General features: G+C 64.9%; 22 protein-coding genes. 16 read left to right on the plus strand and 6 right to left on the minus strand.

Features of this window, described 5'->3' with window-relative positions:
• The first annotated feature begins 34 nt into the window (after window positions 1-34).
• Window positions 35-1144 carry a methyl-accepting chemotaxis protein gene (locus DB032_RS24830; RefSeq protein ID WP_107800275.1) on the plus strand — a complete coding sequence of 370 codons (1110 nt, stop codon included), beginning with the start codon at window positions 35-37 and terminating at the stop codon, window positions 1142-1144.
• Window positions 1137-1601, plus strand: coding sequence for a GNAT family N-acetyltransferase (locus DB032_RS15540; protein WP_107800276.1), 465 nt, complete (start codon window positions 1137-1139; stop codon window positions 1599-1601). Before DB032_RS24830 ends, DB032_RS15540 begins: the two co-directional genes overlap by 8 nt.
• Before the next feature lie 10 nt (window positions 1602-1611).
• Here DB032_RS15540 and DB032_RS15545 read toward each other — a convergent pair whose 3' ends face one another.
• Window positions 1612-2052, minus strand: a complete 441-nt coding sequence (locus tag DB032_RS15545; protein ID WP_107800277.1) for an anti-virulence regulator CigR family protein — start codon at window positions 2050-2052, stop codon at window positions 1612-1614.
• Between the two features lie 143 nt (window positions 2053-2195).
• Between DB032_RS15545 and DB032_RS15550 the strand changes: the two genes are divergently transcribed.
• The 7 genes from DB032_RS15550 to DB032_RS15580 all read left to right on the plus strand — a co-directional run bounded on the left by DB032_RS15550 (window position 2196) and on the right by DB032_RS15580 (window position 8481).
• A complete protein-coding gene (locus DB032_RS15550; protein ID WP_199225912.1) occupies window positions 2196-3125 on the plus strand; it encodes a chromate resistance protein ChrB domain-containing protein in 930 nt (309 codons plus the stop codon).
• Window positions 3126-3127: 2 nt separating this feature from the next.
• Window positions 3128-4474 carry a chromate efflux transporter gene (gene chrA / locus DB032_RS15555; protein ID WP_107800278.1) on the plus strand — a complete coding sequence of 449 codons (1347 nt, stop codon included), beginning with the start codon at window positions 3128-3130 and terminating at the stop codon, window positions 4472-4474.
• 31 nt (window positions 4475-4505) lie between these two features.
• Window positions 4506-5696 carry an MFS transporter gene (locus tag DB032_RS15560; RefSeq protein WP_107800279.1) on the plus strand — a complete coding sequence of 397 codons (1191 nt, stop codon included), beginning with the start codon at window positions 4506-4508 and terminating at the stop codon, window positions 5694-5696.
• Between the two features lie 85 nt (window positions 5697-5781).
• On the plus strand, window positions 5782-6345 hold the full coding sequence (locus DB032_RS15565; protein ID WP_107800280.1) for a putative glycolipid-binding domain-containing protein: 564 nt from the start codon (window positions 5782-5784) through the stop codon (window positions 6343-6345).
• Between the two features lies 1 nt (window position 6346).
• Window positions 6347-6856 carry a GNAT family N-acetyltransferase gene (locus DB032_RS15570; protein ID WP_107800281.1) on the plus strand — a complete coding sequence of 170 codons (510 nt, stop codon included), beginning with the start codon at window positions 6347-6349 and terminating at the stop codon, window positions 6854-6856.
• Window positions 6857-6935: 79 nt separating this feature from the next.
• On the plus strand, window positions 6936-7847 hold the full coding sequence (locus tag DB032_RS15575) for a GyrI-like domain-containing protein (protein ID WP_107800282.1): 912 nt from the start codon (window positions 6936-6938) through the stop codon (window positions 7845-7847).
• A gap of 175 nt (window positions 7848-8022) precedes the next feature.
• Window positions 8023-8481 carry a hypothetical protein gene (locus tag DB032_RS15580; RefSeq protein ID WP_107800283.1) on the plus strand — a complete coding sequence of 153 codons (459 nt, stop codon included), beginning with the start codon at window positions 8023-8025 and terminating at the stop codon, window positions 8479-8481.
• A 52-nt stretch (window positions 8482-8533) separates the two neighbouring features.
• Here DB032_RS15580 and DB032_RS15585 read toward each other — a convergent pair whose 3' ends face one another.
• The 3 genes from DB032_RS15585 to DB032_RS15595 are packed head-to-tail and all read right to left on the minus strand — an operon-like array spanning window position 8534 to window position 10660.
• The gene (locus tag DB032_RS15585) at window positions 8534-9280 is read right to left on the minus strand and encodes a metallophosphoesterase (protein ID WP_107800284.1); all 747 of its coding nucleotides are present in this window, start codon (window positions 9278-9280) and stop codon (window positions 8534-8536) included.
• Complete coding sequence (locus DB032_RS15590; RefSeq protein ID WP_199225913.1) at window positions 9277-9996, minus strand: VUT family protein; 720 nt, start codon at window positions 9994-9996, stop codon at window positions 9277-9279. The genes DB032_RS15585 and DB032_RS15590 overlap by 4 nt, the downstream gene beginning before the upstream one ends.
• Before the next feature lie 4 nt (window positions 9997-10000).
• Entirely contained in the window at window positions 10001-10660 is a 660-nt protein-coding gene (locus DB032_RS15595) for a helix-turn-helix domain-containing protein (protein WP_107800285.1), read from the minus strand.
• Window positions 10661-10974: 314 nt separating this feature from the next.
• On the opposite strand from DB032_RS15595, the gene DB032_RS15600 reads away from it, so the two are divergent.
• The 3 genes from DB032_RS15600 (at window position 10975) to DB032_RS15610 (ending at window position 12478) form a co-directional block, all read left to right on the plus strand.
• Window positions 10975-11193 (plus strand): hypothetical protein, encoded by a 219-nt coding sequence (locus DB032_RS15600; RefSeq protein WP_107800286.1) that lies wholly within the window; start codon window positions 10975-10977, stop codon window positions 11191-11193.
• 155 nt (window positions 11194-11348) lie between these two features.
• Complete coding sequence (locus tag DB032_RS15605) at window positions 11349-11711, plus strand: 5-carboxymethyl-2-hydroxymuconate Delta-isomerase (RefSeq protein ID WP_107800287.1); 363 nt, start codon at window positions 11349-11351, stop codon at window positions 11709-11711.
• 14 nt (window positions 11712-11725) lie between these two features.
• Window positions 11726-12478 carry a hypothetical protein gene (locus tag DB032_RS15610; protein ID WP_107800288.1) on the plus strand — a complete coding sequence of 251 codons (753 nt, stop codon included), beginning with the start codon at window positions 11726-11728 and terminating at the stop codon, window positions 12476-12478.
• A gap of 61 nt (window positions 12479-12539) precedes the next feature.
• Here the strand turns inward: DB032_RS15610 and DB032_RS15615 are convergent, their stop codons facing one another.
• Entirely contained in the window at window positions 12540-13271 is a 732-nt protein-coding gene (locus DB032_RS15615) for an aspartate/glutamate racemase family protein (RefSeq protein WP_107800289.1), read from the minus strand.
• 26 nt (window positions 13272-13297) lie between these two features.
• The gene (locus DB032_RS15620) at window positions 13298-13999 is read right to left on the minus strand and encodes a GntR family transcriptional regulator (RefSeq protein ID WP_158274322.1); all 702 of its coding nucleotides are present in this window, start codon (window positions 13997-13999) and stop codon (window positions 13298-13300) included.
• Window positions 14000-14345: 346 nt separating this feature from the next.
• Between DB032_RS15620 and DB032_RS15625 the strand changes: the two genes are divergently transcribed.
• From DB032_RS15625 to DB032_RS15640, 4 genes are all read left to right on the plus strand, one after another.
• Complete coding sequence (locus DB032_RS15625) at window positions 14346-15803, plus strand: NCS1 family nucleobase:cation symporter-1 (RefSeq protein WP_107800291.1); 1458 nt, start codon at window positions 14346-14348, stop codon at window positions 15801-15803.
• Between the two features lie 360 nt (window positions 15804-16163).
• Complete coding sequence (locus DB032_RS15630; protein WP_107801925.1) at window positions 16164-17498, plus strand: DUF3422 family protein; 1335 nt, start codon at window positions 16164-16166, stop codon at window positions 17496-17498.
• 175 nt (window positions 17499-17673) lie between these two features.
• Window positions 17674-18243 (plus strand): cysteine dioxygenase family protein, encoded by a 570-nt coding sequence (locus DB032_RS15635; RefSeq protein WP_107800292.1) that lies wholly within the window; start codon window positions 17674-17676, stop codon window positions 18241-18243.
• Between the two features lie 78 nt (window positions 18244-18321).
• Window positions 18322-18948 carry an LpxA family transferase gene (locus tag DB032_RS15640; protein WP_107800293.1) on the plus strand — a complete coding sequence of 209 codons (627 nt, stop codon included), beginning with the start codon at window positions 18322-18324 and terminating at the stop codon, window positions 18946-18948.
• Window positions 18949-19571: the final 623 nt, after the last annotated feature.

A 19571-nucleotide genomic window follows, 5' to 3' on the forward strand; every position in this document is an offset into this window, starting at 1 on the left:
GCCTGTGCCGGTCCGGCTTCAAGAGGAGAATGGAATGTGGTTCCGGAACAAGGACAAGGCCGCGCGCGAGCAGGCGGAGCGCTTGCAACTCAGCCAGGAGGCGGAGCGAATGCGCCAGGAGCTGCAACACACCCGCAGCCGCGCCGATGAAGCCGAACGCCAGCTGGCCGCCAGTCAGGCCAAAGTTCAGGAACTGAACGGACTGATCGCCAACCTCTCCGCCTTCGCCCAATCAATGACCGACACCCAGCAGTCGCTGGCCACCCTCTCCAGCGTGATGAGCCGGGAAAAAGACCGCGCCGTCGCCGCTCAGGGCATTTCGCTGCGCAGCCGCCAATCCATAGACCAGATCGCCGCCGATCTGTCCAAACTGGCCGGCGCCTCGCAGGGCGCGGCGGAAAAAGTGGGGGAACTGGACGCCCGCGCCCAGGAGGTGGGCGGCATCGTGCAACTGATCCGCGACATCGCCGACCAGACCAATCTCTTGGCCCTGAACGCCGCCATCGAAGCGGCGCGCGCCGGCGAGCAAGGCCGCGGCTTCGCCGTGGTGGCCGACGAAGTACGCAAGCTGGCCGAACGCACCGCCACCGCCACCGCCGACATCGCCAAGCTGGTGGAGCAGATCCGCGGCGACAGCGCCGGCAGCCGCAGCCAGATGGAGCAATTGGCGGAACAAGCCGCCGGTTTCAGCCAGGACGGCGAGGCCGCCGCCGGCACCATGAAACAATTGCTGGACATGTCCACCAGCATGGAGGGCAGCATCGCCGCCTCCGCGCTGCGCGGTTTCTGCGAACTGGCCAAGATGGACCACCTGATCTACAAATTCCGCGTCTACCAGGTGATGTTCGGCCTGTCGGACGAGGACATCGGCCACTTCGGCTCGCATCAGCACTGCCACTTCGGCAAGTGGTATTACGAAGGCGAAGGCCGCGCCGGCTTCTCCCACCTGCCCGGCTTCCGCGAAATCGAAGCGCCGCACGCCAAGGTGCACACCGCGGCGCTGGACGCCTTGCGCGCCCACGCCGACGGCGACAGCCGGGCCGCGGTGGAACATGTCGCGATGATGGAAGCCGCCAGCCTGCAAGTGCTGGCCGGGCTGGAACACATGGCCGGCGCCGGCGAAACGGAAGCGCGCCATGGCTGAGGCCGTCTTCTCCATCCGCCCGCTGCAAGCCGGCGATCACGCCGGCTGGCTGCCCTTATGGCGCGACTACAACGCCTTCTACGGCCGCGTCGGCGTCAGCGCCCTGCCCGAGGAGGTGGACCGGGAAACCTGGCGCCGCCTGCTCGCGCCGGAGGAGCCGGTGCGCGGGCTGGCCGCGGTCGCCGACGGCGCGCTGCTGGGCATCGCCCACCTGCTCTACCACCGCAGCACCATCCAGATCCAGGACAGCGCCTATCTGCAGGATCTATACGTTGCGCCGGCGGCGCGGGGCGGCGGCGTCGCCCGCGCGCTGCTGCTAGCCGCCGCGGAACGGGCGCGCGACGACGGCGCCGCCATGCTGTACTGGCGCACCGCCGGCGACAATCACACCGCGCGCCGCCTGTACGACCAGGTGGCGGAGCTGGCGGACGCGGTGATCTACCGCCAAATCTTGTAAGCCGGCCGGATCAGCGCAGCACGTCCAGCAAGATATCCGCGATCAAACCGCTGGCCGCCACCAGCACCAGGTCCGCGCCCACCGCCCGCCACTCGTAACCGGGGTGGCGCGGCAGCTGGCTCAGCAAGGGCGCCGGCAAGACCTGCTTGGCGATGCCGGGCGGCAGCGGCTTGCCGCGCGCCAGGCGCTTGCGCATGCCCGGCGGCAAGGATTTATAGCCGGTCACCCCGGAATCCAGCGCCAGGCGCCGCGCGGCGGCGACGCTGATGCCCGCCGCCACCAAATCCCGGTCCGACCGCTCCGGCGACGCTTCCCTGTCCTTGCCTTTATCCTTGTGCTTGCCCTGCCCCTGGCCATGACCCTGGCCCTTGCCTTCCGGCGGATTGGCCAGCGCCGGCGCCGCCAGCGCCGCCGCCAACAAGCACACAGACCATTGCTTCCATCGCTTCATCTTCGTCTCCCGTCTCTGTTGAGCCCGATTTAGATTATCGACCACGCGCCGGCCAAGCTTGAGTCCAACGTTATCTCGCGCCCGACAAAATATATTGATCGCTACATAATTGTAGAATACGCTACAAAAAAATGGAGCGCATCATGGACTGGCTGCTGCTGATCACTTCTTTGCCCACCGAAAACGCCACCGCGCGCATGCGCGCCTGGCGCGCCTTGAAAGCCTGCGGCTCCGCCGCGCTGCGCGACGGCGCCTACCTGTTGCCCGGCAGCAACGCCCGGCTGCAACAATTGGAGGCCATCGCCTCCGACATCCAACAACACGGCGGCGTCGCGCGGCTGCTGGCCTGCCGGCCGCTGGACGGCAGCGATTTTCCGCCGCTGTTCCAGCGCGACGCCGACTATCAGCAGCTGCGGCAGGACATCCAGGAACAACTGAGCGGGCTGGACCCCGACAACGCCGCCGAGCGGCTGAAACAATGGCGGCGGCTGAGCAAGGCCCTGACCGGCGTCGCCGCCATCGATTTCTTCCCCGGCGCCGGCCAGCAACAGGCGCAGGCCGCGCTGCAACAGCTGGAAACCGCCATCCAGCTGCAATTGTCGCCGGGCGAGCCCCATAGTCTGGACATGCAGATTCCGCGCCGCGCCGTGGCCGAGCACCAAGGCCGGACCTGGGCCACCCGCCGCCGCCCCTGGGTGGACCGGCTGGCCTCGGCCTGGCTGATCCGCCGCTTCATCGACCCGCAGGCGCGCATCCTGTGGCTGGCCGCGCCCGGCGACTGCCCGCCGGAGGCGCTGGGCTTCGATTTCGACGGCGCCGCCTTCACCCATGTCGGCGACAAGGTCAGCTTCGAGGTGCTGCTGGCCAGCTTCGGTCTGGACGCGCCCCCGCTGCGAAGGCTGGCCGAGCTGGTCCATTATCTGGACGTGGGCGGCGCGGCGCCGCCGGAAGCCAGCGGCGTGGAAACCGTGCTGGCCGGCTTGCGCGCCGCGCTGAGCGACGACGACCAATTGCTGAGCGCCGCCGCCCATATCTGGGACGGGCTCTACCAACAGTTCGCCAAGGAGAGCTGATCATGCCGCCCAGCCCCCGCGACGCCGCGCCCGCCCCCGTCGGCTTCCGGCAAGCGCTCCGTTTCTGGCTCAAGCTGGGCCTGATCAGCTTCGGCGGCCCGGCCGGCCAGATCGCCATCATGCACCAGGAGCTGGTGGAGCGCCGGCGCTGGATTTCCGAACGCCGCTTCCTGCACGCCCTGAATTACTGCATGCTGCTGCCCGGGCCGGAAGCGCAGCAACTGGCCACCTATATCGGCTGGCTGCTGCACCGCGGCTGGGGCGGCGTCGCCGCCGGCGCGCTGTTCGTGCTGCCGTCCTTCTTCCTGCTGGTGCTGCTGTCCTGGGTCTATATCGCCTACGGCCACCTGGCCTGGATCGCCGGCCTGTTCTACGGCATCAAGCCCGCGGTGGTCGCCATCGTGGCCCAGGCGGCCTGGCGCATCGGCACGCGCACGCTGAAACGGCCCTGGCTGTGGGGCGTGGCGCTGGCCTCGCTGTGCGCCATCGCGCTGTGGCAAACACCCTTCCCGCTGATCGTGCTGGCGGCGGCCTTGATCGGCGCGCTGGCCGGCCGGCTGCGGCCGCGCTGGTTCCAGGCCGGCGGCCACGGCGGCGCGGACGCGCATTACGGCCCGGCGCTGATCGACGATCACACCCCGCCGCCGGCGCACGCCCGCTTCTCCTGGCTACGGCTGGGCCGGGCGGCGCTGGCCGGCCTGCTGCTGTGGAGCTTGCCAATGGCGCTGCTGACAGCCGCCTACGGCTGGCACGGCGGCTTCACCCAGATGGGCTGGTTCTTCACCAAGGCCGCGCTGCTGACCTTCGGCGGCGCCTACGCGGTGCTGCCCTATGTCTACCAGGGCGCGGTGGCGCATTACGGCTGGCTGAGCGCCGGCCAGATGCTGGACGGCCTGGCGCTGGGCGAAACCACGCCGGGGCCGCTGATCATGGTGGTGGCCTTCGTCGGCTTCGTCGGCGGCTACGCCAAAGCCTTGCTGGGCCCGGAACACCTGTTCCTGGCCGGCGCGCTGGCCGCGGCGCTGGTCACCTGGTTCACCTTCCTGCCCTCCTTCGTCTTCATCCTGGCCGGCGGCCCGCTGATCGAACACAGCCATGGCGAGATCCGCCTGACCGCGCCGCTGACCGCCGTCACCGCCGCCGTGGTCGGGGTGATCGCCAACCTCGCCCTGTTCTTCGGCTGGCATGTGCTGTGGCCGCAAGGCTGGCGCGGCGGCGTGGACGGGGCCGCCGCCGCCATCGCCGCGCTGGCGGCCTGGGCGCTGCTGAAAAAACAAGTCAAGGCGATGCCGGTGATAGCCGGCGCGGCGCTGGCCGGCCTGCTGCTCAGCCTGTGGCGCCTGCCGTGAACGCATTCCCCCATCGAGAAAGGCCTCCCGCATGCAGCCCCGCATCCCCGCCACCATCTGGGCCCTGGGCCTGGTCAGCCTGTGCATGGACATGTCCTCCGAGATCATCCACGCGCTGCTGCCGGTCTTCCTGGTCTCCACCCTGGGCGTCAGCGCGCTGACCCTGGGCGTCATCGAAGGCCTGGCCCAGGCCACCGCGCTGATCCTGCGCGTGTTCTCCGGCGCCATCAGCGACTACTGGGGCCGCCGCAAAGGCCTGCTCTTGCTGGGCTACGGCCTGGCGGCGCTGAGCAAGCCGCTGTTCCCGCTGGCTCACAGCGCCGAAACCGTGCTGGCCGCGCGGCTGATGGACCGCGTGGGCAAGGGCATACGCGGCGCGCCGCGCGACGCGCTGGTGGCCGAAGTCGCGCCGCCGGCCATCCGCGGCGCCTGTTTCGGCCTGCGCCAGTCCATGGACACCGTCGGCGCCTTCGCCGGCCCGCTGCTGGGCATCGCGCTGATGTTCTGGCTGGCGGACGACATCCAGCAAGTGCTGTGGTGGGCCTGCCTGCCGGCCTTGCTGGCGGTGCTGCTGCTGGCGGCCGGCGTGCGCGAGCCGGACGGCGGCGAACGCAAGCCCTTCCGCTCGCCGCTGCGCCTGGCGCTGCTGCGCCGCTTCTCCGGCCGCTACTGGTGGATCGTCGCCATCGGCGCGCTGTTCACCCTGGCCCGCTTCAGCGAAGCCTTTCTGGTGCTGCTGGCGCAGCGCCACGGCCTGCCGCTGAGCTGGCTGCCGCTGGTGATGGTGGTGATGAGCCTGGTCTTCGCGCTCACCGCCTATCCGGTGGGGGTGCTGGCCGACCGCTGCAGCAAGAGCGCGCTGCTGGCGACAGGCCTGCTGATCCTGATCCTGGCCGACGTCACGCTGGCGCTGTCCGGCTCCGTCGCCGTCACGCTGGCCGGCATCGCCCTGTGGGGGCTGCACCTGGGCTTCACCCAGGGCCTGCTGGCCACGCTGGTGGCGGAGGAAACGCCGGCCGACATGAAGGGCACCGCCTTCGGCCTGTTCAATCTGGTCAGCGGCCTGTGCCTGCTGCTGGCCAGCGTGCTGGCCGGCTGGATGTGGGACCGCCACGGCAGCGCCAGCACCTTCGTCGCCGGCGGCGCCTTGGCCGCGCTGGCGCTGGCGGCCACCTTGCTGTGGCATAGCCGGGAACGGCGGCTGGCCGGCCAGGCCGCATAAACACCGGATCGGGCAATGCCCGCCATGGACAAGCAACAGGACAATGCGGTGAAATACGCCATCATAAAAACAGCAAGGCCGCCGCATGTCCCACACCTTCGTCTCCTCCATCGTCTGGCAACGGCTGGACGCCTCCGGCCACGACTACGCGGCGCTTGAACAGAGCGAGCAAGGCCCGCGCCTCAAGGGCTGCGCCGTCTTCGTCGAAGACGGCGTCAACTGCCTGCTGCATTACCAGGTGGACTGCGCGCCGGACTGGAGCACCCGTCGCGTCGAGGTGAACGGCTACCGCGGCGCGGAAGCCATCGCCCTGCGGCTGGAAACCGACGCCGAAGGCCGCTGGCGGCTCAACGGCGCGGAACAGCCGCAAGTGCAAGGCTGCGTCGACATCGACCTGGCCTTCACCCCGGCCACCAATCTGCTGCCCATCCGCCGCGGCCGGCTTGAGATCGGCGCGGCGCTGGAACTGAACGCCGCCTGGCTGCAATTCCCGGCGCTGACCCTGGCGCCGCTGCCGCAGCGCTACACCCGCCTGTCCGAGATCGGCTACCGCTACGAATCGCGGCAAGGCGCGTTCCAGGCCGAACTCAGCCTCACCCCGGACGGCCTGCCGCGCGACTACCAGGGCCTGTGGCGGGAGGCGCGCTGACATGAACGCCCCGCGCATCCGTCCGGCCGCGCCGGCAGACTTTGCCCGGCTGGCCGAAATCGAACGCGCCGCCGCCGCCCGCTTCGACCCGCAAGACCTGCCGCCGGCGCTGGCCGGCGACACGCTGCCCCGCGACGAACTGGCCGCGGCCTGCGCGGCCGGCCTCCTGTGGGCGGCGGCCGACGCCGACGGCGTCCACGGCTTCCTGTTGGCGCGCCGCCACGACGACAGCCTGCACCTGCAGGAAATGGACGTCTGCCCCAAGCATCAGGGCCGGGGCCTGGGCTCGGCGCTGATCGCGCACGCGGAAACCGCCGCGCGCCGGCTGGGCCTGCGCCGGCTGACGCTGACCACCTTCGAACACCCGGCCTGGAACGCGCCCTACTACCACAAACGCGGTTTCCTGACCCTAGACCCCGCCGACAGCCCCCCCTTCCTGCTGGCCCTGTTGCGCGCCGAGGCCGAGCACGGCCTCAGGCGGCGCGTGGCGATGCAGAAACCGCTGCTTTAAGGTGTCCGACAACACCGCAAGATCGGTCAGGCGCGCGGCGGCGCGGCCGCGCTAGACTGGCGGCGCCAAGGAGGAAAGCATGCAGCACGACACCGCCAGCCCGCGCCTGGACAAGGCGCTGGCCTATATCGACGCCCATCTGGACGCCGACCTGAGCCTGGAACGGCTCAGCCGGGTGACCGCCTGCTCGCGCTTCCATTTCCACCGCCTGTTCCGCGCCCGCTTCGGCCTCAGCCTGCATCAATACGTGCGGCTCTGCCGGCTGCGCCGCGCCGGAGAACGGCTGGCCTTCCGCCGCTGCGCCGTGCTGGACATCGCGCTGGACAGCGGCTACCGCAGCCCGGAGGCCTTTGCCCGCGCTTTCCGGCAGGCGACGGGCCAGACGCCGTCCGCCTTTAGGCGGCGGCCGCGCTGGCGGCCTTGGCATCAGCACTTCCACGCCCTATCCCAACTGAGGAGCCGTTCCATGCCATCCCGCCAAATCCCGCTCGCCGTCGACATCGTCGACTTCCCCGCCACCCCGATCGCCCTGCTGGAACACCGCGGCGGCCCCGCGCTCTTGGGAGACAGCCTGCGCGACTTCATCGCCTGGCGGCGGGAACACCGCCTGCCGCCCAGCGCCGCCGCCACCTACAACCTGCTGTACGCCGATCCGGACGACTGCGCGGCGGCGGACTACCGCTTCGGCCTCTGCGCCGCTTTCGACGGCGACATCGCCGCCAACCGCCAAGGGGTGCGCGCCGCGCTGATTCCCGCCGGACGCTGCGCCCGGCTGCGCCACATCGGCTCCGACGACGCGCTGGCCGCCCTCGCGCGCCGCCTGTACGCGGAATGGCTGCCCGCCAGCGGCGAAACCCCGCGCGATGACCCGCTGTTTCTCCAGCGCGTGCGTTTCTATCCGGACGTGGCGGAAAACGAAGCCGTCTGCGATTTGTTTCTGCCGCTGCAAACGCCTGCGCCGAAAATCGGATCCGCCGCGCCGTTAAAATAATAAGGATCAGGATATTCCAAAAACATTCCCTCAAGCGCCTTTTGTCGGCTTTGGGTAAACTAGAGCGCGTTAAATGCAGGGGTAATGCACGATGCGCGCTCGTTTTCTGACTCGAATAAAAAAATGGATCATCAGCGTATTCAATCCGCCCTACCAATTGGTATTGTGCGACAGAATGCTCAAGAAGAACTCCAAGGAATATCTCTACCTGTTCAAGCTTTACGGCAGCCACGACTTCGTCAAGCTGTCCCACGCGGACATCCTGGCCAGCAATCAGCTCCTGTCCGCCATCCGGCCGCGAGACCTGATAAAAATCGCGCTATTGGAAAACCATAGGAAAGAAGAAGAAAAGCGCTGCAAGGTGGAGGAAGAACTGCGCGGCAATCAATACCGGATTCATCTGCACGGCAATAGCGAAACCTTTTCCGGCGAAAGCATCTGTCGAAACATCGATTATTTCGCCGACCTGCCCCCGCAGGAAGTTTGCAAGATCGCCTACGCCACCGGTTTTCAAAAAGGCCGCGCCGTCTCCGGCCACATCAGCCGCGCGGCGGCGGAAGCCCGCCGCCAGGACACGCCGGCGGCGGACGGCTCGGGCAAGGTGCTGGCGCTCCGGCGGGCCCGGCCGCGCTAAGCGCCTGTTCATAGGCTGCTGCGCGTCGGCGATACGGCGTTGAAAACAGGCGCTAAATCATCACGGTCTGGCTGCGGAAGCCGGCCGCGTCGAACTCCAGCAGCTTGTAGCCGCGCGCGTCCACGGTGTCCAGCGCCGCCGTGCCCTTGCGCCACTGAAAACAGCTGGCCGGACAGACTTCCAGCGCCACGCCGCGCGCCTCCAGCCGGTAATCCCCATGCGCGTGGCCGCACAACAGCACTTGCAAACGCGGCGTCTCCGCCATCAATTCCCAAAACCGCTCCGTGTCCTGCAGCATGCAGCTGTCCAATAGCGGCGTGCCCACCGCCGCCGGATGATGATGCAACAGCACGGCGCAGCGCTTGCCGGCGGCGTCCGCCCCGGCCAGCCGTTGCCGGAAGGCGGCGGCGGCGCGCTCGTCGATATGGCCGTCGTCCGTGCCCGGCCGCACCGAATCCAGCGCCAACAACAGCCAGTCCGCCGTTTCCAGGCGCTCCAGCGGCCGCATGAAAGGGTAGCGGCCCAGCACCTCGGCCGCCAAGGACGCGGCGTCGTGATTGCCGGCCAGCCAGTACACCGGCAGGCCCGTTCTTTCCAGCCGCTGCGCGAAGCGCTCATAGGAAGCCGCGCTCTCATCCTGAGAAATGTCCCCGGTGACCAGAACGGCGTCCAGCTCCGCCGCATGCCGCCGCTCCAGCTGGCTCAGCACCCGGTCGAACTCGCGGTAAGTGTCGTAGCCCATCAACTGGCCGCCGGCCTCGGCGAACAGATGCGTGTCGGATATCTGCGCGGCCCTCATCGTCCTTCCTCCATCGCGTATTTGTTTCTCTTGACGTCTTCGCCGTCCTCCTTGAACACCGCCAGGGGGTTGTAGGACACGTTCCAGTCAAAGTAATCGGTCTTTTCTATCCGCTTCACCACGCCCACCAGGTAATAGCCCACCGGCAGCAAGGCGATGGAAACGAACACCTTGTAAGACCAGGTGGTGGCGATGATGTTGAGCAGTTCCTGCCCGCTATAGCGCGACGACAGGCTGATGGGATAGGCCGTGGTCAGCAGCACCGCCTGGGCCAGCATGGACGCGATCACATAGCGGATGAAAAAGAAGCGGCCGGCGAAAAAGACCTTCATCCGCGACACGACGAAGCCATTGCAAAAATAAGAGGCCGGCACCGAGATCCAGGTGCCCACCATCACCCGCCAAAATTCGTTGAACAAGAGGTAGTACTGCTTGGAAATCTCGTTATTATCCGGCTGCAGCAAGGCGAAGCCATTGATGATCAGAACGAAAAAGGTCTGGCACGCCACCAGAATCCACACCGTGCGTCCGCCCAGCTTATAGCCGTACACCTCGGTGGACACCGTGGACAATAGATAGCAAAGCGAAAACACGATGCCGCTGGCGGTGATCTTCAAGCCGTAAATATCCAGCGTCTTGTACACCAGCGAATCGCAGACCACCATGATGGTCACCGACAAACCCACAATCAATCCGTAAACTCTGAACTGTTCCACACCTTCATCCTGCGCTAAAAGTCTTAATCGCCTTGACCGCCACGCCAAGCACCTTGAAATCCCGGCACACCAAAGGCTGCAAATCGTGCATCAAGGAAATGCTTGAAAACAGACAATGCTCGCCGTCGATGAACACCCGCCGGAAACAAGGCTGCTGGCCGGCCATGCTGACCAAGACCACATCGCCGTCCGCCGGGCGCTCCTGCCGGGCCACGATGAAAACGCTGCCCTGGGAAAAACCGGGAAACAGCGAATCATTGTTCAACAACACCGCAAACGCGTCCGCGGCGTCGAAACCGGCGGCATCCACAAAATACCGTTCCGGCTCGATAATCATTCCGTCAAAAAACAGGGTCAGTTCGGTGAATTTGATCAAGGGCACCGCCATGGCCGCGGGGCTGTCGCCGGCCTCGCGCCCCAGATCGCTCTCCACGAAATCGCTGAGCCTGACATCGAAAAACCGGGCCAGCTCCATCAAGGTCAGCAAGGTGGGATTGCCCACGCCGCGCTTGATATTGTTGATCGTCGCCACGCCCAGGCCTATCGCCTCGCTTAATTGCGCAGCGTCGACGCCGGCGCGCCCCATCAGACACGTCAGGTTTTTCGACGCCTTACTCAACAAAGCGCCATTCTCGGCCTCTTCTTTCCACACCGCCCTGCTCATTCAGCCCTCCATGCAAGTCGAATCCGTTTCGATTCCATTTTTAATTTCACGTCCAAACATGCACGCCCATTTTAAACGCAAGCGCCAAACCCGGCGCAAGCATCAAACGATATTGTTTTTATCAGACTATCTTTTGTAATTCCGTCACTACTCTTTTAAACAAAAAGACAATATAATAATTTTGCAACACTATATCATTCGGGGCAGGCGCAAGATACTCGCGAACCATAAATTTAAAAGAAGAAAAATATTAACAAGAACAATCAACGCGACGCAAAAGCCCGCCACGACGCAATGCAGAGGAAAGCGCTTAAATGAGAATTTCAGAAGATGAATTCGCGCTGGACGTGATTGACGGCGAACCCGCCATCATTACCCAGTCCAGCGTGCTTGGACAGCCGGGCAGCGAATGGGAAGGCTCCCCGGTATTCAAGAAAACCTATTTGCTGGAGCTGATCAGCCGCAGCCTGGAACACGAGATCATCCAGCCCGAAGACATCCAAAGCCTGATCCGGACCGCGAAAAAGCCCTGATCGCGCCGGGCGCGCCGCCGGCCGCGCCCCTGTTCTCCCGTCCCGGGCTTGGGTACACTGAGCTGTTGCAATACAATGGCGTATCGACCGCCGCGCAACCATTCCATCGCCCTCCCGGCGCACACGGAAGGCGGCGCAACACCACAGGCTCACACATGCCCCATCTGACACTGGAGTACAGCGGCAATCTGGCCGGCTTCGCCGCCGCGGACGCGCTGCTGGACATCAACCGCGCACTGCTGGCCAGCGGCCACTTCGAAGAAGCCGACATCAAGAGCCGCGCCGTGGCGCTGGACGCCTGCCGCATCGGCGTCCACGATCTGCCGCGCGGCTTCGTCCACGCCAAACTGGCCTTACTCAGCGGGCGCAGCCCCGAGGAAAAACAGCGTCTGTCCGAACTGAGCCTGCAGGCGCTGGCCGACAGCGCGGCGCTGCCGCCGGGCATGGAAGTGCAATTGTGCGTGGAAATCCAGGAAATAGACCGCGCCAGCTACCGCAAACGCCTCATCGCCCGTTAACGGAGAAACATCCCATGACCGCGCTCAAACTCGCATCCCGCGGCCTGATGGCCGCCGCCCTGCTCGCCGGCCTGGCCGGCGCCGCCCACGCCGCCGACGACATCGACCGCGTCAATCTGGAAGGCACGCTGGGACAGGAACGCATAGGCATGAGCCTGCTGGTGAAGGACGGCAAAACCTTCAGCGGCGGCCACTACTTCTACGGCCGCTATCTGAAGGACATCCCGCTGCGCGGCAAGCTGCAAGGCGATATCCTGCAACTCAGCGAACCGGGCGGCGGCGTGTTCAAGCTGCGCTTCAAAGGCAACGGCAGCGCCGACGGCCAGCCGCTGAGCTTCGACAACAGCGTGGGCCTGGACGGCGACTGGACGCTGAAGACCAAGACCCTGCCGGTGGCGCTGACCATGGGCGACATGGCGCCGGCCTCCGAAGGCCGCTGGTATCAGGACGTCACCGAAGAAAGCGACGCCGCCTTCGAAGCCAAAGTCCAAGGCTTCCAGCGCGCCGCTTTGGCCGGCGAAGCCCAGCAGGCCAGCCGCTACGTGCACTTTCCGCTCCGGATCAACCACAAGGGCGGCAGCCGCCAGATCGCCAATGCCCGCCAGCTGCAAAGCGAGTGGAGCGCCATTTTCACTCCCGCCTATCTGGAACAGCTGAAGCAGGCGATGGCGCACAATCTGTTCGTGCGCAACGGCCAGGCGATGCTGGGCAGCGGCGTGGCCTGGTTCGACGCCAAGGGCGCGGCGGCGCTGAACCTGCCGGACTGAAACCGACGCGCCAAACCAACAGGGCGGCCAAAGCCGCCCTGTTTTCATTGGAGCCCGCGCGCTATGGCGAAAAAGCGGCGAAGCGCCCGGAAAAATGCTTTGGCGGAGGGAAAGCCAGGTCGCCCGTCTTGCTGGTCCGCAGACCCAGGGCGACGAGCGACTCCGCCAACGCCACCGCCGCGCCCACTCCTTCCACAACCGGCAGGCCGATCGCATCTCCGATACGGGGAGCCAGATCCGCCATCCCGGCGCACCCCAGCACAATGGCGCCGACGCCATCCTCGTCTCGGGCCCTGCGCGCCTCCTCGACGATGAGCCGGTAAGCGATATCGGGCTCTCGCTCCAGATCCAGCACCGGCACCTCGGCGGCGCGCACCCGCCGGCAAAGATGGGCATAGCCGTAGCTATGCAATAAATGCTCGGCGATCACGCACGTTCGGCCCAATGTGGTGACCACCGAAAAACGCGTGGCGATCAAGGACGCCATCTGAAAAGCGGCCTGCGCGATCCCCACCACCGGAGCGCGCGCCAGTTCCCGCGCCGCGTTCAAACCGGGGTCGCCAAAACAGGCCAGCACGTAAGCGTCGTAGCCTTGCCGCGCGCCCTCCCTGATCTCCTCGCACACCCCGATCACACTGACCGCCTCGTCGAAATGCGACTCGATCGACACCGGTCCATCCTCTGGATTCCTGGCCACAATCAAAGTGTCAGGCCTGGCCGCCCGCACCGCCGCCAAACGGATACGCTCGGTCATATCCGCGGTCGTATTAGGATTAATCACGCAAATCTTCATGAGCACGCTCCATGCGCAAACGCCATTTATCGGCCGCTGCGCCGCTTGGCGATACCGTGCAACACCGCCTTCAAATCCGGCCCGCCGGCGCTCTCTTCCTCAAACCGACAGTTGCCCTCCACGGCGTCGAGGTGACGCCGCATCCATTCCACCGCCTCATCCGCCTGTCCGTTCTCCATCAGTTCTAGAATCTGCTGATGATCGGCATGGCGGCATGAACCGGCAATCGGCGCGCCGTAGCGGGCAATGATCAAAGAGCTGCGCACAATCAATTCATGCAGGATATCGGTCAATAATTGATTCCCGGCAATGGACAATAGCCGCAGATGAAAGGCGCCGGACCACGTAATGGCCGCCGACCGGTTCTGCTCGTGCTGGGCCTTGCACTCTTGTCGCAGCGCGTCCGCCAGCGCGGACAGATCTTCCTTGCGCAAATTGGCCATGGCCAGCGGCAAAGCGCCGCACTCGATCAACCTTCTGGCGGCGAAAACATCACGCGACTCCTGCACCGTCGGCTCCGCCACCGAAGCCCCTCTATTCGGACGCAAATCAACCAGCCTCGCAATCGACAGACGCTGCAAGGCCTTGCGCACCCCTGCGCGACTGACGCCAAACGCCTCCGCCAGCGCATCCTCCGGCAATTTAGTGCCCGGCGGCAACTGCGCCTCGTAAATGGCCGTCAGCAAATGCTCGTAGACCAACGCATCCTTGGCGCCGACCTCGTCCAAAGCCGCGTCCTCCTCCTTGCTGCGCTCCGACACCCTCCCCTCCCTTTCCCTGTCCCATCCGCGGCGCAAAACGACGCCGACCATCAAAACAACAAAAATTGTTCACAATCCACAATAATATTGTACACAACAAAAAACGCAAAATACAATGCGCCATCAGTGTTCAATAAGAAAAAATCATTAAAATCAGCGGATTGGCATGTGGTTTGCTGCAGAGATGTTTTGTTAGGCCATGGACAGCCATCGAGCCTTGCAAAACCCTAGTAAATCATCCTTTATTTTGTATACGAAAATAAAAAAATCGTAGACAAAAAAGGAGCGACTCACCCCCACCAGGAGTCACCCTATGTCAGAGCAACACCCCGCCCGCTATAGCGACCGGCTATACAACGAAGATCTCGGACCTCTCAAGCAGCAGAACTGGAACTGGTACAACATCTTCGCCTTCTGGATGTCGGACGTGCATAGCGTTGGAGGCTATGTGTTTGCCGGCAGCCTGTTCGCTCTAGGCCTCAATGTCTGGCAGGTTCTGCTCTCCCTGCTGATCGGCATCTGCCTGGTCAACCTATTTTGCAACCTGGTGGCCAAACCCAGCCAGCAAGCCGGCATCCCTTACCCCGTGGTCTGTCGCATGTCTTTCGGCGTATACGGCGCAAACGTGCCCGCCGTCATCCGCGGGCTGATCGCCGTGGCATGGTATGGCATCCAGACCTTCCTGGCTTCCAGCGCGCTCAACATCATACTGCTGCGCTTCTTCCCTCAACTCGCAGTTCTTGCCCACGGCAGTCTGCTGGGCTTGTCCTACCTTGGCTGGCTGGGATTCATGATCATGTGGACGCTGCAGGCCATCGTGTTCTGGCATGGCATGGAGTCCATCCGCAAATTCATCGATTGGGCCGGCCCCGCGGTATACGCCGTCATGCTGCTGCTCGCGGCGTGGGTCGTCTGGCGGGCGGGCCCCGCCAATATCAGCCCCACGCTGAGCGAAACCAGCCATCAGGGCCTCCTCGCCCTGGGTCAGATGGCGATCGCCACCGCCCTGGTGGTCTCCTATTTTTCCGGCCCCATGCTCAACTTTGGCGACTTTTCCCGTTACGGCAAAACGTTCAAAGAGGTCAAACGCGGCAATTTCTGGGGCCTGCCGGTCAACTTCCTGGCCTTTTCCATCGTCACCGTGGTCATCACCTCCGGAACCCTGACCGTATTCGGCCGCATGATCACCGACCCCATCGAAACCGTCAGCAAGATCGACAATACGCTGGCCGCCGTGCTGGGAGGCTTCACTTTCGTCACCGCCACGATTGGCATCAACATCGTGGCCAATTTCGTTTCCGCGGCTTTCGACTTTTCCAATGTCGCCCCCAAGCACATCAGTTGGCGGACCGGCGGTTTCATCGCGGCTTTCGCCTCGATTTTCATCACGCCCTGGAATCTGTTCAACTCCCCTCAGGTCATCCACTATACGCTGGACGTGCTGGCTGCTTTTATCGGTCCCTTGTTCGGCATCCTGATTGCCGATTTCTACCTCATCCGTCATCGCGTCATCCACGTCGACGACCTCTACAGCAATCAGCCCGAAGGCCGTTACTGGTATCAAAACGGCGTCAATCCCAAAGCCCTTTACGCCTTGGCCCCTTCCGTGCTCATTGGCCTGATCATTACCTTCAGCTCATGGGAAACGCTTGCCAACTTCAATTGGTTCATCGGCTGCGGGCTGGGCTTATCGACCTACTACCTGCTGATGAGGCGGCACGACAAGACGCTTGCCCTGGTCGCGCCGGACGCCGTCGCCAGCCAGCCATAACAGACCAGCACCCGATTCAGAGCAGCAAACAAAACCTCATGGATAAGCCGAGCCCCAGCGCGCCGACGCAGACGACCTTGTAGCAGCGCAGCTAACACGACGTTTCCGCGAAGCTACAGTCCCGTCGTACGACAAGGGGGCGCATCGCAGGATCAGGGGGTTTTGTGAGCGGGTCTAAGCTGAACGGTGATCAACCCAAGGCAAGGCGGGCAAAACACGGATCTAAAGACCGAGAACAAAACCAAAGGGCGGCCACGGCCGCCCTTTATTCATGGCGAAACAATCCTGCATCAAAATATGCTGCATTGCAGCATAAAACGCTTTATGCTGAAGACTGCCCGCCCGCAACCGGAGCCCGCCATGACCGCCGAACTCTCCGATCCGCCCCGCCTCCGCCTCAACGAACATCCGCAACGCCGGCAACTCAACCGCGAAGCCCACGCCAGGCCGGCGCTGCAGATCGCCTCCGACAACCGCGTCAGCTATCTGGCCTATCTGCACCGTCACATCAGCCGCGAACAGGAAAACTGGTTATGCCGGGAACTGGCGCTGCAACTGGGACAGCCGGCGCCCGACGTCGGGACCGGCCAGTTTCAGCTGGACGCCGCGTTTGGCCGCGTGCGCTGGGAACGGCACGGGGAATTTTCCAGCTTCACCATCCTCGCCCACGGCGCGGAAACCAGCCCCTTCGCCCAACCCGCGCTGCAAGCGCTGCCGGCGGCCTGGCTGCCGCTGCTGCCCGGCAATGTGCTGGTGGCCGCCCACGCCACGCTGCTGCCGCCCGGCGCGCTGCCGCTGCGCATCGAGGATCTGGCCGCTCAGTGCTTCAACGGCCACGATCTGGCGGGCGCGGAGATAGGCGACGGCGCCGGCCGCGCCTACACCGATTTCCGCATCCACCCGGACGGCTTCTCCCGCTATCTGCTGGCGGACCTCTATATGGGCCGCCGCCAGGCCGGCCGCATGTTGCAGCGCCTGCTGGAGCTGGAAACCTACCGCATGCTGGCCCTGTTGGCGCTGCCGGTGGCCAAGAGCATCGCCCCGGAGCTGGCCAAGGCGGACGAGGAGCTGGCCGAGCTCACCGGCGCCATGAGCGGCGCCGGCGCCGACAGCGAGCCCCAGCTGCTGCACCGTTTGACCGAGCTCGCGGGCGCGACGGAAAACGCGCTGTCCCGCACCGATCACCGCTTCAACGCCTCCCTCGCCTATTACGACATTGTCCGCAGCCGCGTCGCCGAGCTGCGCGAGCGCCGGATTCACGGCCTGCAGCCCTTCCAGCAATTCATGCAACGCCGCCTGGCGCCGGCCATGGACACCTGCCGCGCCGTGGCCGCGCGCCAGCGCGAACTGGCGGCGCGGGTCAACCGCGCCACCGCGTTGCTGCGCACCCGCGTGGACATCCGCCGCGAACGGCAGAACCAGGCGCTGCTCACCTCGATGGAGCGCCGCGCCGCCATGCAGCTGCACCTGCAGCAAACCGTGGAAGGGCTGTCCATCGCCGCCATCACCTATTACAGCGCCGGCCTGATCGGCTATCTGCTCAAAGGCGCCAAGGCCGCCGGCCTGCCGCTCAACGTGGAGCTGGCCACCGCCGCCGCGGTGCCGCTGCTGGCGCTGGCCATCGCCCTGGGCCTGCGCCGCACGCGCTCCGCGCTGCGGCGCCACGGCGAGGCGTCCGGCGCGCCGAGCGGCTGAAACCTGCCCATTCAGGCAGCCGGGCCGCGGCCCCATCGGCTATACCGAATCCATAGCCGCGGCCCCGCCGCCGCGAACTTTGCCGGCGCGGGCCCAGTCAGAAAAACGCCGCCCGCGCTCCAGCCCGACGGACAGAACCCACTGTCCGCGGCCGCGCCGGCCAAAGGAGAAACCGATGAACGACACCTTATGCGCCGCCGCGCAGTCCGCCTTCCCCCTCAGCCCCAGCCTGGCCGCCTCCTTGCGGCAATTGGACGCCTACCAGGCCAATCTGAACATCGAGCAGATCCGGCTGTTTCACGATTCGCTGCAACTCGGCCCGGACGATTTGCAGCCCTTCCGCCAATTCAGCGACGAACGCTACCGCCGCAACCAGATCTACCTCAGCCCCTGGTGCGAACTCTTGCTGCTCTGTTGGCGCAGCACCCAGCGCAGCCGCATCCACAACCACCGCGGCAGCCTGTGCGGCTTGCGCGTGCTGCAAGGCGCCGCCACCGAAACCGTGTTCGAACGCACCGATCACGGCCTGGTATACGCGGTGGAGTCCCACCGCCTGGAAAGCGGCAGCCTGACCGTCAACAGCCATCTGGACATCCACCAGATCTCCAACCTCCAGCCCTACGGCGAAGACTTGGTCACCCTGCATCTGTATTCGCCGCCGCTGCGCAAAATGGAACTGTTCAGCCTGGAATCCTCCCAAGTGGAGCGCCCCGGCGACTCCATCAGCTGGGTCTACGAAATCTGAAGCCGCGACGGCCGGCCTTCTGGCCGCCTCGCGCCGCCGGCCCTACAATACAAATCTCCTTACGCAACAGGCTCAACCATGTCCTCCGCCCTCGCCGCCGAGCTGTTCGCCGACTTGCTCACCCACTTTCCCTGGCTGGACCGCGCCCAGCCGCCGTGGCATTGGCTTGGCCGGCTGCCCGACAGCCTGGCGCGGCAAAACGCCTTGCTGGACCCGGCGCACTGGGCGGTGGACGGCGACATCGCCATCCACCGCAGCGCCTCGATCGAAGCCGGCGCCGTCCTCAAAGGCCCGCTGCTGATCGGCCCCAATTGCCGCATCGCCGCCCACGCCTATCTGCGCGGCGGCGTGGCGCTGGCCAACGACGTGACGGTGGGACCGGGCTGCGAACTCAAAACCTGCGTCATCGGCCCCTACTCGCGGCTGGCCCATTTCAACTTCGTCGGCGATTCCGTACTGGGCGCGGACATCAATATGGAGGCCGGCGCCGTCATCGCCAACCACTGGAACGAGCGCCGCGACAAGACCATCACGCTGCGCTGCCGCCAGCAGGCCTGGACCCTGCCCACGCAGAAATTCGGCGCCCTGGTGGGCGACCACAGCCGCATCGGCGCCAACGCCGTGCTGTCTCCCGGCACCTTGCTGCCGCCGCACGCGGTGGTGGCGCGCCTGGAATTGGTGGAGCAAGACCCGGAGCTGGACTGAGTCCAAGGCCGCACCGCCCTTCACATCCCGCGGCGGCCGAACCGGCCTGCGACGCCTCCCACCGGCGGCCGGCCTTTATTCGGCTAGCCGAACGCCAAGAGGAGGCGGGCCTTGGAGCCGGTTCAAAGTCTCGCGAGCACAAGCGAGACAAGGCGAAAACCGCTGAGGAGAAAGCGGAGTCCACACCTGGCGCATGAGCATTTTGAAGCGGGTTTCAACGCCGTAAGGAAGCGCTGCTGTCATCGCTAAGCCTCTTGGCGTTGCCATTATTTCATTGACAATCAAACCGCCGGAAAATCAATGAAAGAACAATTTCGTCTTCCATAAAAGCCAAGAAAACACCGCTCTCTCTATTCACATCAAACAAACCGCCGTCCTTTAAAACCTGGGACGATCAAACCGCCAAAACACGGCGGGATCAAACAGACGGAAAACCGCCACGCCGCAATTAACCTCCAAGCATCCACAACGAAAAAACCAATAAATACAGTCATCTTTAAAACAAAATGCCGCGTTAAAATAATCGGCATTATTCACAAAAACCACCCCCATCCAGAAACTTACCGCATAAGGTCCAGTCACTGCTGATAGCTGCGCGGCTATGGATCCAAATGTCAACCACC

Source organism: Chromobacterium sp. Panama, assembly GCF_003052555.1.
In the GTDB taxonomy this organism is placed as follows: Bacteria; Pseudomonadota; Gammaproteobacteria; order Burkholderiales; family Chromobacteriaceae; genus Chromobacterium.